The 13,500-nt window shown below is 61.3% G+C and carries 13 protein-coding genes; 3 read left to right on the top strand and 10 right to left on the bottom strand.

Annotated elements, in window-relative coordinates; all coding sequences use genetic code 11:
* Positions 1-14: 14 nt before the first annotated feature.
* The 5 genes from C6382_RS19195 to C6382_RS19175 form a co-directional block, all read right to left on the bottom strand.
* The gene (locus tag C6382_RS19195) at positions 15-548 is read right to left on the bottom strand and encodes a C40 family peptidase (RefSeq protein ID WP_107025929.1); all 534 of its coding nucleotides are present in this window, start codon (positions 546-548) and stop codon (positions 15-17) included.
* A 134-nt stretch (positions 549-682) separates the two neighbouring features.
* Positions 683-1,315 carry a C40 family peptidase gene (locus tag C6382_RS19190; RefSeq protein ID WP_107025928.1) on the bottom strand — a complete coding sequence of 211 codons (633 nt, stop codon included), beginning with the start codon at positions 1,313-1,315 and terminating at the stop codon, positions 683-685.
* A gap of 115 nt (positions 1,316-1,430) precedes the next feature.
* On the bottom strand, positions 1,431-2,135 hold the full coding sequence (hda, locus tag C6382_RS19185) for a DnaA regulatory inactivator Hda (protein ID WP_038608127.1): 705 nt from the start codon (positions 2,133-2,135) through the stop codon (positions 1,431-1,433).
* A 157-nt stretch (positions 2,136-2,292) separates the two neighbouring features.
* Entirely contained in the window at positions 2,293-3,366 is a 1,074-nt protein-coding gene (locus C6382_RS19180; RefSeq protein WP_107025927.1) for an AI-2E family transporter, read from the bottom strand.
* Positions 3,367-3,393: 27 nt separating this feature from the next.
* The gene (locus tag C6382_RS19175; protein WP_107025926.1) at positions 3,394-4,443 is read right to left on the bottom strand and encodes a DUF2066 domain-containing protein; all 1,050 of its coding nucleotides are present in this window, start codon (positions 4,441-4,443) and stop codon (positions 3,394-3,396) included.
* Between the two features lie 345 nt (positions 4,444-4,788).
* Between C6382_RS19175 and purM the strand changes: the two genes are divergently transcribed.
* From purM to C6382_RS19160, 3 genes are read left to right on the top strand one after another with little or no spacing between them, the layout of a single operon-like run.
* On the top strand, positions 4,789-5,847 hold the full coding sequence (gene purM / locus C6382_RS19170) for a phosphoribosylformylglycinamidine cyclo-ligase (RefSeq protein ID WP_107025925.1): 1,059 nt from the start codon (positions 4,789-4,791) through the stop codon (positions 5,845-5,847).
* The gene (gene purN / locus C6382_RS19165) at positions 5,847-6,500 is read left to right on the top strand and encodes a phosphoribosylglycinamide formyltransferase (RefSeq protein WP_107025924.1); all 654 of its coding nucleotides are present in this window, start codon (positions 5,847-5,849) and stop codon (positions 6,498-6,500) included. The genes purM and purN overlap by 1 nt, the downstream gene beginning before the upstream one ends.
* An 8-nt stretch (positions 6,501-6,508) precedes the next feature.
* Positions 6,509-7,219 (top strand): DUF3108 domain-containing protein, encoded by a 711-nt coding sequence (locus C6382_RS19160; protein ID WP_107025923.1) that lies wholly within the window; start codon positions 6,509-6,511, stop codon positions 7,217-7,219.
* 187 nt (positions 7,220-7,406) lie between these two features.
* Here the strand turns inward: C6382_RS19160 and C6382_RS19155 are convergent, their stop codons facing one another.
* From C6382_RS19155 to cysM, 5 genes are all read right to left on the bottom strand, one after another.
* A complete protein-coding gene (locus tag C6382_RS19155) occupies positions 7,407-7,946 on the bottom strand; it encodes a DUF2058 domain-containing protein (RefSeq protein ID WP_107025922.1) in 540 nt (179 codons plus the stop codon).
* Between the two features lie 25 nt (positions 7,947-7,971).
* Complete coding sequence (gene mazG / locus C6382_RS19150) at positions 7,972-8,802, bottom strand: nucleoside triphosphate pyrophosphohydrolase (RefSeq protein WP_107025921.1); 831 nt, start codon at positions 8,800-8,802, stop codon at positions 7,972-7,974.
* A 23-nt stretch (positions 8,803-8,825) separates the two neighbouring features.
* On the bottom strand, positions 8,826-11,066 hold the full coding sequence (relA, locus tag C6382_RS19145) for a GTP diphosphokinase (protein WP_038608100.1): 2,241 nt from the start codon (positions 11,064-11,066) through the stop codon (positions 8,826-8,828).
* Positions 11,067-11,165: 99 nt separating this feature from the next.
* A complete protein-coding gene (rlmD, locus tag C6382_RS19140; protein WP_107025920.1) occupies positions 11,166-12,524 on the bottom strand; it encodes a 23S rRNA (uracil(1939)-C(5))-methyltransferase RlmD in 1,359 nt (452 codons plus the stop codon).
* Positions 12,524-13,426, bottom strand: coding sequence for a cysteine synthase CysM (cysM, locus tag C6382_RS19135; RefSeq protein WP_038608094.1), 903 nt, complete (start codon positions 13,424-13,426; stop codon positions 12,524-12,526). The genes rlmD and cysM overlap by 1 nt, the downstream gene beginning before the upstream one ends.
* Between the last annotated feature and the right edge of the window lie 74 nt (positions 13,427-13,500).

The following is a 13,500-nucleotide window of genomic DNA, read 5'->3' as shown; positions in this document are numbered from 1 at the left end:
CCTACCTCGCAAGGTCAGGGGTTACGCGCCAGATGGGTCGGTACCAGGACCCGCTTGGCATTGAGGTAGGTTTTGTTCCAATAGCTGTTGGACAGGTAGTCCAGACGCACGGTTCCACCCGCAGACGGGGCGTGCACGAAGCGGCCCTCACCAACATAGATACCGGCGTGGCTGACCTGCGAGCCGCCATTGGTGGCAAAGAACACCAGATCCCCGGATTGCAAGGCCCCACGGTCGATACTGGGGGCGCGCACGCCGATCATTTCACGGGTGGTGCGCGGCAGGGCAATACCGGCGGCATCGCGATAGACGTAACCGATCAAGCCACTGCAATCAAAACCCGCGTCCGGCGTGTTGCCGCCCCAACGATACGGTGTACCGACCAGGCCCAAAGCACGGAACAACACATCTTCGGCGACTGGCGAAAAATACACTTGCGGCGCCATGACAACTGGCTCGACCACCTTGGCTGGGGTCGGGGCATGGCTGGAGCAGGCACCAAGCAGTGCCAGCAGGGAAAGTAGAGCGAAACGCGCCTTCATCGCCATGGTCAGAACATCCTGTCTGAAGCCGTCCGGCGGTGGGCCGGAAAATAGTTGAGAATTTAGATTAGACGCTTTCTGTAAACACGCACGGCGACGCGCTTTTCAGCTACGTCGCCGTGATACCGCAAGGCCGATGATCAGTTGCGCGAGAGGGTGGTCGCGGTCGGAGCCATGGCCAATGCGCGCTTGGCTTCGATAAAGGTCTTGCTCCAGTAGCGATCACCGAGCTTGTCGATGCGTACGCCACCGCTGCGGCGGCTGCTGGAGTGAATGAACTGATCGTCGCCCAGGTAGATCCCGGCGTGACTGACACGGCCGCGACCATTGGTGCTGAAGAACAGCAGGTCACCCGGCTTGAGGTTGTTACGGGCAACCAGCGGGGCTTTTACGTTGATCATTTCGCGGGTGGAGCGCGGCAGGTTGAGGCCGGCCTCTTCGCGGAACAGGTAACCAATGAAACCGCTGCAGTCAAAGCCGGTGTTCTCCGAGGTACCGCCGAAACGGTAACGGGTACCGATCAGCGCCATACCGCGTTCGAGAATGTTGTCGGCCAGGGCTGGCAACTGGTACGGCTTGCTGCTGGCGAAATCCCGAAGTTCTTCTTCGCTGGTCAGCTCTTCCTCGAACACCGATGAGGCGGAGGACTTGCTCGAAACCTGAGCGGAAAGCGGTTGTTGAGCCTGCTGCTGCGAAACAGGGCTATGCGCCGCGCAGCCAAAAAGCAGGGTCACAAGTGCGAGGGGCACGAGGGGTGCGAAGCGATTCAGCATGGGCACGACCGTGTCTTGGATTTAAAGAAGCCGAGACTATGCCTTCTATCGCATCGATTTGCAAATTCAATCGAAAAAAATGTGACTTTTACGTGCCGAGGCTCTAGCCCCTGCCTTACCAGCCTAAAGTTTCTTTCAAAAACGGGATGGTAAGCTTGCGCTGAGCCTGCAACGAAGCTTGATCGAGGCGCTCGAGGAGGTCGAACAAGGCACTCATGCTACGCGTGCCACGGGTCAGGATGAAGTGCCCGACCTCGTCGGACAGTTGCAGGCCGCGACGCGAGGCACGCAGTTGCAAGGCGCGCAGCTTGTCTTCGTCAGACAGGGCACGCATCTGGAAGATCAGCGCCAGGGTCAGGCGCGACTTGAGGTCTGCCAGCTTGATCGGCAGTTCCCGCGGCGAACTGGATGCTGCCAGCAACAAGCGTCGACCGCTGTCACGCAGGCGGTTGAACAGGTGGAACATGGCCTCTTCCCACTCCGGCTTGCCGGCAATTACATGCAAGTCGTCGAGGCAGACCAGTTCGTACTGCTCCAGGTTGTCCAGGAGTTCGACACCGCGGTCGAGCAGTTGCGCCAGCGGCAGGTAAACGGCGGGTTCACCCAATTGCTCGAATCGCAGGCAGGCGGCTTGCAGCAGGTGGGTACGCCCAACGCCCTGCTTGCCCCAGAGATAGATCAGGCTTTCGGTCCAGCCGGCGTCGGCTTCGCAGAGTCGCTCGACGTAGCCCAATGCGGCGGCGTTGGCACCCGGGTAGTAGTTGATGAAGGTGGCGTCATCACGCAGACGCACACCCAAGGGCAACTGGATCGGTTTCATGCTGGCTGGGCAGTCCCGAAGAACCACAAGGGGCCTTTTGTGAAAAGTGTGCAAAGTCTATACCCGTGGCGTCAGTCGCACAATCAGTGCGGACCACAAGTAAAATCAAAGGCTTGCATCAACGCCTGGCAAGCGGTGCAAGCCTTTGGCCATCAAGCTAGAGATCCGGGTCGATCTCACCGCCATAAATACCCGACTCTTTATACAGGTCATGGACGTGACGCAGCAGCACCATGATCACCGCCGCCACCGGCAGGGCCAGCAGAACGCCGGTGAATCCGAACAGCTCACCGCCGGCGAGAATGGCGAAAATCACCGCCACCGGGTGCAGACCAATGCGGTCGCCTACCAGCAGTGGCGTCAGGACCATGCCCTCCAGTGCCTGGCCGACCATGAACACTGCGGCGATCGCAAGCAACGGATAAGGATCACCACCAAACTGGAACAACCCGGCAATCATCGCTGCGCCGATACCAATAATGAAGCCCATGTACGGCACGATGGCCGCCAGACCTGCCAGCAAACCAATCAACAAGCCGAGCTCAAGGCCGACCAGCATCAGGCCAGAGGCATAGATCACCCCCAGCGACAGCATCACCAGCAACTGGCCACGGACAAAAGCGCCGAGCACTTCATGGCACTCGCCGGCCAGCGCCAGCACCCGCTCCTCGCGCTGGCGCGGCAGCAGGTTGCGGATCTTGGCCATCATCAGGTCCCAGTCGCGCAGCAGGTAGAAGCTCACTACCGGGATCAGTACCAGGTTGGCCAACCAGCCCAGCAGGGCCAGCCCTGAAGCGGTGGCCTGGGACAGGATGACCCCGACAATGTCGGTGGTCTGGCCCATATGACTGCTGATGGCAGCCTTGATCTTGTCGAACTTCCAGAAGCCATCGGCCAGGCCAAGGCGTGTCTGTACCAAGGACAAGGCGTCATGCTGCAACCAGTCAAGCATCTGCGGCGCCAGTTCGTAGAGGCGCACCAGCTGCTTGGCCAACATCGGTACCAGCACCAGGAGCAGCAGGGTCAGCAACAGGGTAAACAAGGTGAACACCAGCACCACGCCCCAGGTGCGGGACAACCCGGCACGCTCCAGACGATCAACCAGCGGGTCGGCCAGGTAGGCCAGCAGGATGCCCACCAGAAACGGCGACAGAATCGGCTGCAGCCAGTACAGCAAAGCGGCGCACAGCAAGGTTACGCCGAGCCATACCCAGCGACGCATATCAATCATGAACGGCTCCAGGCCAGAGGTCAGAGATTACCAACGAAAACGCAGACCATTGAACGGTTTTGCAGCAACGGCCTGAGTCGCACCCGGGTTGGCCGGATCAATTGCCGGTTGCGGTACCGGTGTTTCGGCTGGCAGCTCCTGCAGCTTGGCCAGGCCCAGTTGGGCACGTAGCTGATCGCTGTTGCCAGTGACCTGATAGATAAGGGTATCGCCTTCAACCTGTTTCAGGCGCGCGCCATAGGGCTCCAGCACCCGGCCCAGCTCGGCATAACGTGCCAGGTTCATGCCCTGGACCTGCACCTGCATTTCACTGCTGGCACCGGGGCGAGTCACGAAGCGCGGCGCCAGGCGGTTGCTGACTGCCAGCATCACGGCGTCGGCCAGCGCTGCCTGGTCGCCAGCTTCAACCTTGCCCTGCTCGCGCTGCTCACCCAACCACAGGCGCCAGGTGCCCTGCCACTTGCCATCGGCTTCGCTGGCATGCACCGCCAGCAGGGCGTCGGCGCCATAACGTTCGGAAGCCTCGCGCAGCGGCGCAGGGTCTGCGCCCTCAAGATTTTTCGTGGTGGCCACCAACTGCTCATTGAGGTCGGCCAGCGGCAGGCGCAATGGCAGGCCACGGTGCCGGGCGGCACGGCGCAATGGCGCGGCACTGTTCTGGCCGTCGCCGACCAGGTTTGAGCCTTCGGTACTGTCATTCAACCACCAGCCGAGGATCGAAGGCCGGTTGTTGCCCCACAGCGCCAGCCCCGCCTGAAGCAAGGTGCGCTCTGTGCTGCCCGGATCGAAGTCGATCAGCACGGTTTCCGGTGGTCCGGCCTCGAAGCCGAACTGACTGATGATCTGTTGCGGGTCCTTGCGCAGTCCGGCCAGGGCCGGGCTCTGCGCCGCCTTGGGGTCGCCGGTCAGGCGCTGCACGAGGGTTTCAAGGGCTTTGCCGGTGGCCTGGGTGCGGGCTTCGGCGCCCTGGCCGTTGACCGGTTCGCGAACCTGATAGAGGCCGGAAAGGGTTTCGGCCTGAGCCGACAGCCCCAGCAAGGCAAGACAGCCAACGGCCAGGTAATTACGCAAACGCATGGAGGATTCCTGTCCTGGTAATAAAGAGGCGATGCTTATAGATAGATGTCGGTATGACCGCAGCACCCGGCAAAACATTCAGCCAGCGCGGTCAATTTCATATCAAAGCCTTTGCTATACCTTATACAGCCTGCGCTCTGGCAACCAGTGAGACACGGTTAAAGGCTATTTTTTTAGCCGATCTGGGCTCTACCCGTCGGCCTGAGGATGGCCGCTACCGGGCAACCCTGATAAAATCGCGCGCCTTCGCAGACCGGTGACGGTCAGGCAGCCGGATTACCCTCCGCTTTGCCTGGCAGGTCACGGTCGATTCCCCTGAATCCCTCCCCCCTAAAGGCCTGGATCATGAGCAAGCAACCCTCCCTGAGCTACAAGGACGCCGGTGTAGACATCGACGCCGGCGAAGCATTGGTCGAACGCATCAAAGGCGTTGCCAAGCGCACGGCGCGCCCGGAAGTCATGGGCGGCCTGGGCGGTTTTGGCGCCCTCTGTGAAATCCCGGCCGGCTACAAACAACCGGTTCTGGTCTCCGGCACCGACGGCGTCGGCACCAAGCTGCGCCTGGCGCTGAACCTGAACAAGCATGACAGCATCGGCCAGGACCTGGTCGCCATGTGCGTCAACGACCTGGTGGTGTGCGGCGCCGAGCCGCTGTTCTTCCTCGACTACTACGCCACCGGCAAGCTCAACGTTGACGTTGCCGCCACCGTAGTTACCGGTATCGGTGCTGGCTGCGAACTGGCTGGCTGCTCCCTGGTCGGCGGTGAAACCGCTGAAATGCCTGGCATGTATGAAGGTGAAGACTACGACCTGGCCGGCTTCTGCGTTGGCGTCGTGGAAAAAGCCGAGATCATTGACGGCTCCAAGGTTGCCACTGGCGACGCGCTGATCGCCCTGCCGTCTTCCGGTCCGCACTCCAACGGCTACTCGCTGATCCGCAAGATCATCGAAGTGTCCGGTGCCGACATCGAAAGCACCCAGCTCGACGGCAAGCCGCTGACCGAACTGCTGATGGCGCCGACCCGCATCTACGTCAAACCGCTACTCAAGCTGATCAAGGACACCGGCGCGGTCAAGGCCATGGCCCACATCACCGGTGGCGGCCTGCTCGACAACATCCCGCGCGTCCTGCCAAAAGGCGCCCAGGCGGTGGTTGATGTCGCCAGCTGGAACCGTCCGGCAGTCTTCGACTGGCTGCAACAGCAAGGCAACGTTGACGAACACGAAATGCACCGCGTGCTGAACTGCGGCGTCGGCATGGTCATCTGCGTGGCCCAGGACCAGGTCGAGATCGCCCTGAACAACCTGCGTGACTCCGGCGAGCAACCATGGGTCATCGGCCAGATCGGCGTTGCCGCCGAAGGCGCTGCCCAGGTCGAGCTGAAGAACGTCAAGGCGCACTGATGCCAAGCACGTCTTGTGATGTCGTGGTGCTGCTGTCCGGCACCGGCAGTAATCTGCAAGCCTTGATCGACAGCGTCCGCACCGGCGATAGCCCGGTGCGGATCCGCGCGGTCATCTCCAACCGCGCCGATGCCTATGGCCTGCAGCGCGCCCGTGATGCCGGCATCGACACCGCTGTGCTCGACCACAAAGCCTTCGAAGGCCGCGAGGCGTTCGACGCGGCACTGGTCGAGCTGATCGATGGATACCAGCCACAGCTGGTGGTACTGGCCGGTTTCATGCGCATCCTCAGTGCCGGCTTCGTCCGTCACTATCAAGGTCGCCTGCTCAACATCCACCCGTCGCTGCTGCCCAAATACAAGGGCCTGCATACCCATCAACGCGCTCTCGAAGCGGGTGACAAGGAGCATGGCTGCAGCGTGCACTTCGTGACCGAGGAACTCGACGGCGGACCACTGGTCGTACAGGCTGTAATACCGGTAGAGTTGGATGACACGCCAGAGGTTCTGGCGCAACGGGTTCACAGCCAGGAACACCGGATTTACCCGCTGGCGGTGCGCTGGTTCGCCGAAGGTCGTTTGCGCCTCGGTGAGCACGGTGCTCTACTGGATGGCCAGCCCCTGGCGGCCAGCGGCCACTTGATTCGACCCTAGGAGATACTATGCGTCGCGCCCTGCTCTTCGCTCTTGCCGTGCTCGCACTGCCGCTTCAGGCAGCGGATCTGAAACCTTTCTCGGCAAGCTACACCGCCGACTGGAAGCAGCTGCCCATGAGCGGCACCGCCGAGCGCAGCCTGGAAAAGAATGCCAACGGCACCTGGAGCCTGAACTTCAAGGCATCGATGATGATCGCCAGCCTGACCGAGCAAAGCACCCTGCGCCTGGACAAGGACACCCTGCTGCCACAGACCTACCACTTCGAACGTGGCGGCCTGGGCAAGGCCAAGAAAGTCGACCTGGACTTCGACTGGAGCAGCAAGAAGATCACCGGCAGTGACCGTGGCGACCCGGTCAACCTGCCCCTCAACCGTGGCGTGCTGGACAAATCCACCTATCAACTGGCCTTGCAGCACGATGTCGCGGCCGGCAAGAAGAGCGTGAGCTACCAGGTGGTTGATGGCGACGAGATCGATACCTATGACTTCCGCGTCCTGGGCACCGAAAAAGTCACCACCAAGACCGGCCAGGTCGATGCCATCAAGGTCGAGCGTGTACGCGACCCGAGCCAGAGCAAGCGCATCACCGAGCTGTGGTTCGCCAAGGACTGGGATTACCTGCTGGTACAACTGCGCCAGGTCGAGACTGACGGCAAGGAGTACGTGATCGTACTGCAGGGTGGTTCGGTCGACGGCAAGGCGGTCAAGGGCAACTGATTGCCTGACTGCTGGTTACACCCGAAACCCCGCCAAGTGCGTAATGCTGTTCACTTAGGTGGGAGCGAGCTTGCCTCGCGATGCGATTTGCCTGACAAAACGCAATCGCGGGGCAAGCCCGCTCCCACCGGGCTTGTCCCGCGTCCCTTAAGTGAACAGCATTACGCCGAAGCGGGGTTTGTCGTTATTACCACATCAAATCGTCAGGGATCACGTAGGCGGCGTACGGATCATCGGCATCCGGCGCTTCAACCTGGGTATTGAGCAAGACGATGCGCTTGGGATCGCGCTCCTGGATCTTCAGCGCCGCTTCACGCGGGATCACTTCATAACCGCCGCCATGGGCGACGATCGCCAGCGAACCGCTACTCAGCTTGCTGCGCATCAGGGCGTTGACCGACAGGCGCTTGACCTTCTTGTCGTCGACGAAGTTGTAGTAGTCCTCAGTGGTCAGCTTGGGCAGGCGCGAGACCTCGATCAATTGCTTGACCTGGGCGGCACGAGCCTTCTGCTCGGCTTTCTCCTGCTGCTGGCGGTTGAGCTCCTGGTCGCGCTTGGCTTTTTCCGCCATGGCTTCCTTGGCCAGCCGCTGCTGACTATCGTCGACTTCGACCTGACCTTTGTGTTCCAGGCGCTTTTGTTTCTTCTGTTCTTTACTGACCTGCTTGACCTGCTTCTGGTTGACCAGACCGGCTTTGAGCAATTGGTCGCGAAGGGAAAGGCTCATTGTTCACTCACTTATGTGCTTCAGCTCAGCCGCAGCTGGGCAGGTTCTTTTCCTGACGTTTGGCTTCGCCCCACAGCGCATCCATGTCTTCCAGGGTGCAATCTTCAATCGGACGCCCACTCTCGCGCAATGCCTGCTCGATAAAACGGAAACGTCGTTCAAACTTCTGGTTGGCGCCGCGCAAGGCGTTTTCCGGGTCGACCTTCAGATGCCGGGCCAGGTTGACTGCGGCAAACAGCAGATCGCCCACTTCCTCAGCCAGCGCAGCACTGTCATTGTCGGCCATGGCCTGGAGCACTTCGTCGAGCTCCTCGCGCACCTTGTCCAGTACCGGCAAGGCATCCGGCCAATCGAATCCGACCTTGGCCGTGCGCTTTTGCAGCTTGGCGGCCCGCGACAAGGCGGGCAAGGCAGCTGGCACGTCATCGAGCAACGACAGCTGTTCGGGCACGCCCTTCTCAGCCCGCTCCTGGGCTTTGATTTCTTCCCAGCGCTGCTTGACCTGGGCCTCGTCGAGCTTTGGCGTATCCAGCGGTGCGTACAGCTCCCCGGTGGGGAACACGTGCGGGTGGCGGCGGATCAGCTTGCGGGTAATGCTGTCGACCACCCCGGCAAACTCGAAACGGCCTTCTTCGCGAGCCAGCTGGCTGTAATAGACGACCTGAAACAACAAGTCGCCCAATTCGCCTTGCAAGTGCTCAAAGTCGCTGCGCTCGATGGCGTCAGCCACTTCGTAGGCCTCTTCGAGGGTGTAGGGGATGATCGTCGCGTAGGTCTGCTTGAGGTCCCACGGGCAGCCGTACTGCGGGTCGCGCAGGCGGGCCATGAGGTGGAGCAGGTCGTCCAGGGTATACATCTCAGGTCTCTGCAATGGCTATCTCAAGGGGTACGGTTACGCCGCGTCTCGATGATGTTCGGCAGCTGCGAAATCCGCCCGAGCAGGCGCCCAAGGGCGTCCAGGCCAGGAATCTCGATAGTCAGCGACATCAGCGCGGTGTTGTCTTCCTTGTTCGAGCGGGTGTTGACCGCCAGCACGTTGATCCGTTCGTTGAGCAGCACCTGGGAGACGTCACGCAGCAAGCCCGGACGGTCGTAGGCACGAATGATGATATCCACCGGATAGGTCTGTACCGGCACCGGCCCCCAGCTGACCTGGATGATCCGCTCCGGCTCGCGCCCGGCCAGCTGCAGCACCGAGGCGCAATCCTGACGGTGAATGGTCACCCCACGCCCCACGGTGATGTAGCCGACAATCGCATCGCCCGGCAACGGCTGGCAGCAGCCGGCCATTTGCGTAAGCAGGTTGCCGACGCCCTGGATCTGGATATCGCCACGCTTGCCCGGCTTGTAACCGGTCGCTTTGCGCGGTACCAGCTCGACGTGTTCGCTGCGCTCAGGCTCGACCAGTTGTTGTGCAGCGTTGACCAGATGCGCCAGACGCAAGTCGCCCGCCCCCAGGGAGGCGAACATGTCCTCGGCGGCCCTGAGATTGGCTTTTTCAGCCAGCCGTTCAAAGTCCACCTGGGGCAGCCCCAGCCGGTTGAGCTCGCGCTCCAGCAGGGTCTTGCCAGCCGCGACGTTCTGATCGCGTGCCTGCAGCTTGAACCAGTGAACAATCTTGGCCCGCGCCCGCGAAGTGGTGACATAGCCCAGGTTCGAGTTCAGCCAGTCACGACTCGGGTTACCGTGCTTGCTGGTGATGATCTCGACCTGTTCACCGGTCTGCAGGCTGTAGTTGAGCGGCACGATCCGCCCGTTGATCTTCGCACCGCGGCAGTTGTGACCGATTTCGGTATGCACGCGGTAGGCGAAATCCAGCGGTGTGGCGCCTTTGGGCAGGTCAATGGCATGGCCGTCGGGGGTGAAGACATACACCCGGTCGGGCTCGATATCGACACGCAGCTGTTCGGCCAGGCCACCGATATCACCCAGCTCTTCGTGCCATTCCAGCACCTGGCGCAACCAGGAGATCTTCTCCTCGTAATGGTTGGAGCTGGACTTGACGTCGGTGCCCTTGTAGCGCCAGTGCGCGCAGACGCCGAGTTCGGCCTCCTCATGCATGGCGTGGGTGCGGATCTGCACCTCAAGGACCTTGCCTTCAGGGCCGATCACCGCCGTGTGCAAGGAGCGATAGCCGTTTTCCTTGGGGTTGGCGATGTAGTCGTCGAATTCTTTCGGGATGTGCCGCCACAAAGTGTGGACGATCCCCAGCGCGGTATAGCAATCGCGCATCTCCGGAACCAGCACGCGCACCGCGCGCACGTCATAGATCTGGCTGAATTCCAGGCCTTTGCGCTGCATTTTGCGCCAGATCGAATAGATGTGCTTGGCCCGGCCGCTGATGTCGGCCTTGACCCCGGTGGCCAGCAGCTCGTTCTGCAGCTGGTTCATCACATCGCTGATAAAGCGTTCACGGTCCAGACGCCGCTCATGCAGCAGCTTGGCGATCTGCTTGTATTGGTCCGGCTCCAGGTAGCGGAAGGACAGGTCTTCCAGCTCCCATTTGATATGGCCGATACCCAGGCGATGTGCCAGCGGGGCGTAGATATCAAAGACCTCGCGGGCAACGCGGTTGCGTTTCTCGTCGTCGGCACCTTTGACCGCGCGGATTGCGCAGGTGCGCTCGGCCAGCTTGATCAGCGCCACACGCACGTCATCAACCATGGCCACGAGCATTTTGCGCAGGTTCTCGACCTGTGCCTGAGATCCTAGCACCAGCGACTGACGAGGGCTGAGACTGGCGCTGATGGCGGCCATGCGCAGCACACCGTCGATCAGCTTGGAGACCACCGGGCCAAAGCGCTGACCGACTTCGGCCAGGGTCACCTTGCCTTCACGTACGGCACGGTAGATCACCGCTGCGACCAGCGAATCCTGGTCGAGCTTGAGGTCGGCGAGGATTTCGGCGATTTCCAGACCGGCCTGGAAACTCGAGGTCCCGTCGGCCCAGGAATGCTTGGCCGGGTTGCCCTTTTTCTCGATCTCCTGGGCGAACTCGCAAGCCTCTTTAAGGGCTTCACGGTCCAGCGCCAGGTCGACGCTCACCACATGATCCAGCCATGCTTCGAGATTGATACTGCCGTCGGTGTTGACCGGCTGGTGCACTCTCACCTGTACCATCTTTGATTACCTTTCCCTACAGCGCATTCGCGATGCGCTTGATATCTCTGGTGCTGCCCCTGCCGGACCCAAGGTGCAGCGCCCAACGCGCCAGCCCCGCTAGCCCGCTTCGAATAACGCCATGGCTTCGACATGCGCCGTCTGAGGAAACATGTCGAGAATCCCGGCACATTTTAACCGGTAACCCTGCCTGACCAGCTCCAGCGTGTCACGGGCCAGGGTTGCCGGGTTGCACGATACATACACCAGACGTTTTGCCCCAAGGTCTGCGATTTTTCGCACCACCTCGTAGGCACCGTCCCGCGGTGGATCCAAGAGTACCGCAGAAAAGCCTCCAGCGGCCCAGCCGGAGGCAGTCAAAGGCTGCGATAAATCGGCCTGAAAAAACTGCGCGTTATGCAAATTGTTGCTTCGTGCATTGGCCGCTGCCCGCTCGACCATTGCCTGTACACCTTCCACCGCCACCACTTCACGCGCCTGACGGGCCAGCGGCAGGGCGAAATTGCCCAGACCGCAGAACAGGTCAAGCACGCGTTCATCGGCTTGTGGCGCCAGCCAGGCCAGCGCCTGTTCGATCATCGCCGTGTTGACCTCGGCGTTGACCTGGACGAAATCCCCGGGCCGGTAGGCCAGCTCCAGATTCCACGGTGTCAGGGTAAAACCGAGGCTCTGACCAGTGTCGACTGGATAAGGTTCACCCTCGCCTTGCAACCATAGCTGCACACCGGCCTCCTTGCAGAACGACTGCATGCGAGCGAGGTCGCCTTCCGCCAACGGCGCGGTATGACGTAACAACAAAGCCAGTGCCGTGCCGCTGAACAGCTCGACATGGCCTACCACCTGCGGTTTGCTCAAGCTCTGCAGGAGCATCGGCAGGTGCCGCATGATCGACTGCAAGGGTTGTACCAGTACCGGGCAATCATCGATGGCGACGATGTCCTGACTGGCTTCGGCGCGGAAACCGACGTCGAGCTTCTTCGCTTTGTTATCCCAGCGCACCGCCACCCGCGCCCGGCGCCGGTAAGCAAATTCAGGTCCGCTCAAAGGGGCTGCCCAGTGCTCGGGCGCCACACCGGCAACCCGCTGCAGTTGCTCGGCCAGCAAGCGCTGTTTGAGGGCCAGTTGATCGGTATGGGGCAGGTGTTGCAGGTTGCAACCGCCGCAGCGTTCGAAATGCTTGCAAGGTGCCTGACGACGCTCCGGGCTGGCGCTGAAAACCCGCTCCAGACGCGCTTCAACGACCTTGCCGTGTGCATTGAGCACCCGCGCCTCGACCTCTTCCTCGGCCAGCGCGCCACTGACAAACCAGGTACGCCCTTCAATAAAGGCAATACCGCGGCCATCCCCCGCCAAACGCTCGATACGCAGACGCTGCTTTTTGCCGGTGGGAATCTGCGGCGCACGGCTGCCGCCGGCCGGCTGGAAGCGCAGGCCGCTGTTGCGTTTACTTTTGGACATCAGTTCGCCGCGTCGAAAATGCCGGTCGACAGGTAACGGTCGCCACGGTCACAAATGATTGCCACGATCACGGCGTTTTCCAGTTCACGAGACAGACGCAACATGGCCGCCACTGCACCACCAGAGGACACACCGCAGAAAATGCCCTCTTCGCGGGCCAGTCGGCGGGTTGTTTCTTCGGCTTCGCTCTGGGCCATGTCGACCACGCGATCGACGCGGTCAGCCTGGTAGATCTTCGGCAGGTACTCTTCGGGCCAGCGCCGGATACCCGGAATCGCCGAGCCTTCCATCGGCTGCAAACCGACGATCTGCACCGCCGGGTTTTGCTCCTTGAGATAACGCGAGCACCCCATGATGGTGCCAGTGGTGCCCATGGAGCTGACAAAATGGGTGATGGTGCCCTGGGTCTGGCGCCAGATCTCCGGGCCGGTGCTGACATAGTGGGCTTCGGGATTGTCACCGTTGCCGAACTGATCGAGCACCAGGCCACGGCCATCGGCTTGCAGACGGTCGGCGAGGTCGCGAGCACCCTCCATGCCCTCTTCCTTGCTGACCAGAATCAGCTCGGCGCCATAGGCGGTCATTGCCGCTTTGCGTTCGGCGCTGGAGTTGTCGGGCATGATCAGGATCATCTTGTAACCCTTGATCGCCGCCGCCATGGCCAAGGCAATCCCGGTGTTGCCTGAGGTCGCTTCGATCAGGGTGTCGCCCGGTTTGATCTGCCCGCGCAATTCGGCACGGGTGATCATTGACAGCGCCGGCCGGTCCTTGACCGAACCTGCCGGGTTATTGCCTTCAAGCTTGAGCAGGAGGGTGTTGCTGGTTTCACCGGCAATCCGCTGCAGGCGGACCAGAGGCGTGTTGCCGACGCAATCGGCGATGGTTGGGTACTGCAAGGTCATGGCGTAGTTCGCAATCCAGACTGCGGGGAGGCCTATCATACCGGCAAACGAGCCGTGTCCATATCACGCAATGT

It is taken from the genome of Pseudomonas sp. BBP2017, assembly GCF_003024385.1.
Lineage (GTDB): Bacteria > Pseudomonadota > Gammaproteobacteria > Pseudomonadales > Pseudomonadaceae > Aquipseudomonas.
The sequence above is the reverse complement of the archived record's forward strand: the minus strand, read 5'-3'. Positions and strand labels throughout refer to the sequence as shown.

Excerpts from the sequence above, each read along its gene's own strand:
- relA (WP_038608100.1), bottom strand. The coding sequence starts at position 11,066 with ATGGTACAGGTGAGAGTGCACCAGCCGGTCAACACCGACGGCAGTATC.
- hda (WP_038608127.1), bottom strand. The coding sequence starts at position 2,135 with ATGAAACCGATCCAGTTGCCCTTGGGTGTGCGTCTGCGTGATGACGCC.
- mazG (WP_107025921.1), bottom strand. The coding sequence starts at position 8,802 with ATGTATACCCTGGACGACCTGCTCCACCTCATGGCCCGCCTGCGCGAC.
- cysM (WP_038608094.1), bottom strand. The coding sequence starts at position 13,426 with ATGACCTTGCAGTACCCAACCATCGCCGATTGCGTCGGCAACACGCCT.
- C6382_RS19195 (WP_107025929.1), bottom strand. The coding sequence starts at position 548 with ATGGCGATGAAGGCGCGTTTCGCTCTACTTTCCCTGCTGGCACTGCTT.
- C6382_RS19160 (WP_107025923.1), top strand. The coding sequence starts at position 6,509 with ATGCGTCGCGCCCTGCTCTTCGCTCTTGCCGTGCTCGCACTGCCGCTT.
- purN (WP_107025924.1), top strand. The coding sequence starts at position 5,847 with ATGCCAAGCACGTCTTGTGATGTCGTGGTGCTGCTGTCCGGCACCGGC.
- C6382_RS19190 (WP_107025928.1), bottom strand. The coding sequence starts at position 1,315 with ATGCTGAATCGCTTCGCACCCCTCGTGCCCCTCGCACTTGTGACCCTG.
- C6382_RS19175 (WP_107025926.1), bottom strand. The coding sequence starts at position 4,443 with ATGCGTTTGCGTAATTACCTGGCCGTTGGCTGTCTTGCCTTGCTGGGG.
- rlmD (WP_107025920.1), bottom strand. The coding sequence starts at position 12,524 with ATGTCCAAAAGTAAACGCAACAGCGGCCTGCGCTTCCAGCCGGCCGGC.
- purM (WP_107025925.1), top strand. The coding sequence starts at position 4,789 with ATGAGCAAGCAACCCTCCCTGAGCTACAAGGACGCCGGTGTAGACATC.
- C6382_RS19180 (WP_107025927.1), bottom strand. The coding sequence starts at position 3,366 with ATGATTGATATGCGTCGCTGGGTATGGCTCGGCGTAACCTTGCTGTGC.
- C6382_RS19155 (WP_107025922.1), bottom strand. The coding sequence starts at position 7,946 with ATGAGCCTTTCCCTTCGCGACCAATTGCTCAAAGCCGGTCTGGTCAAC.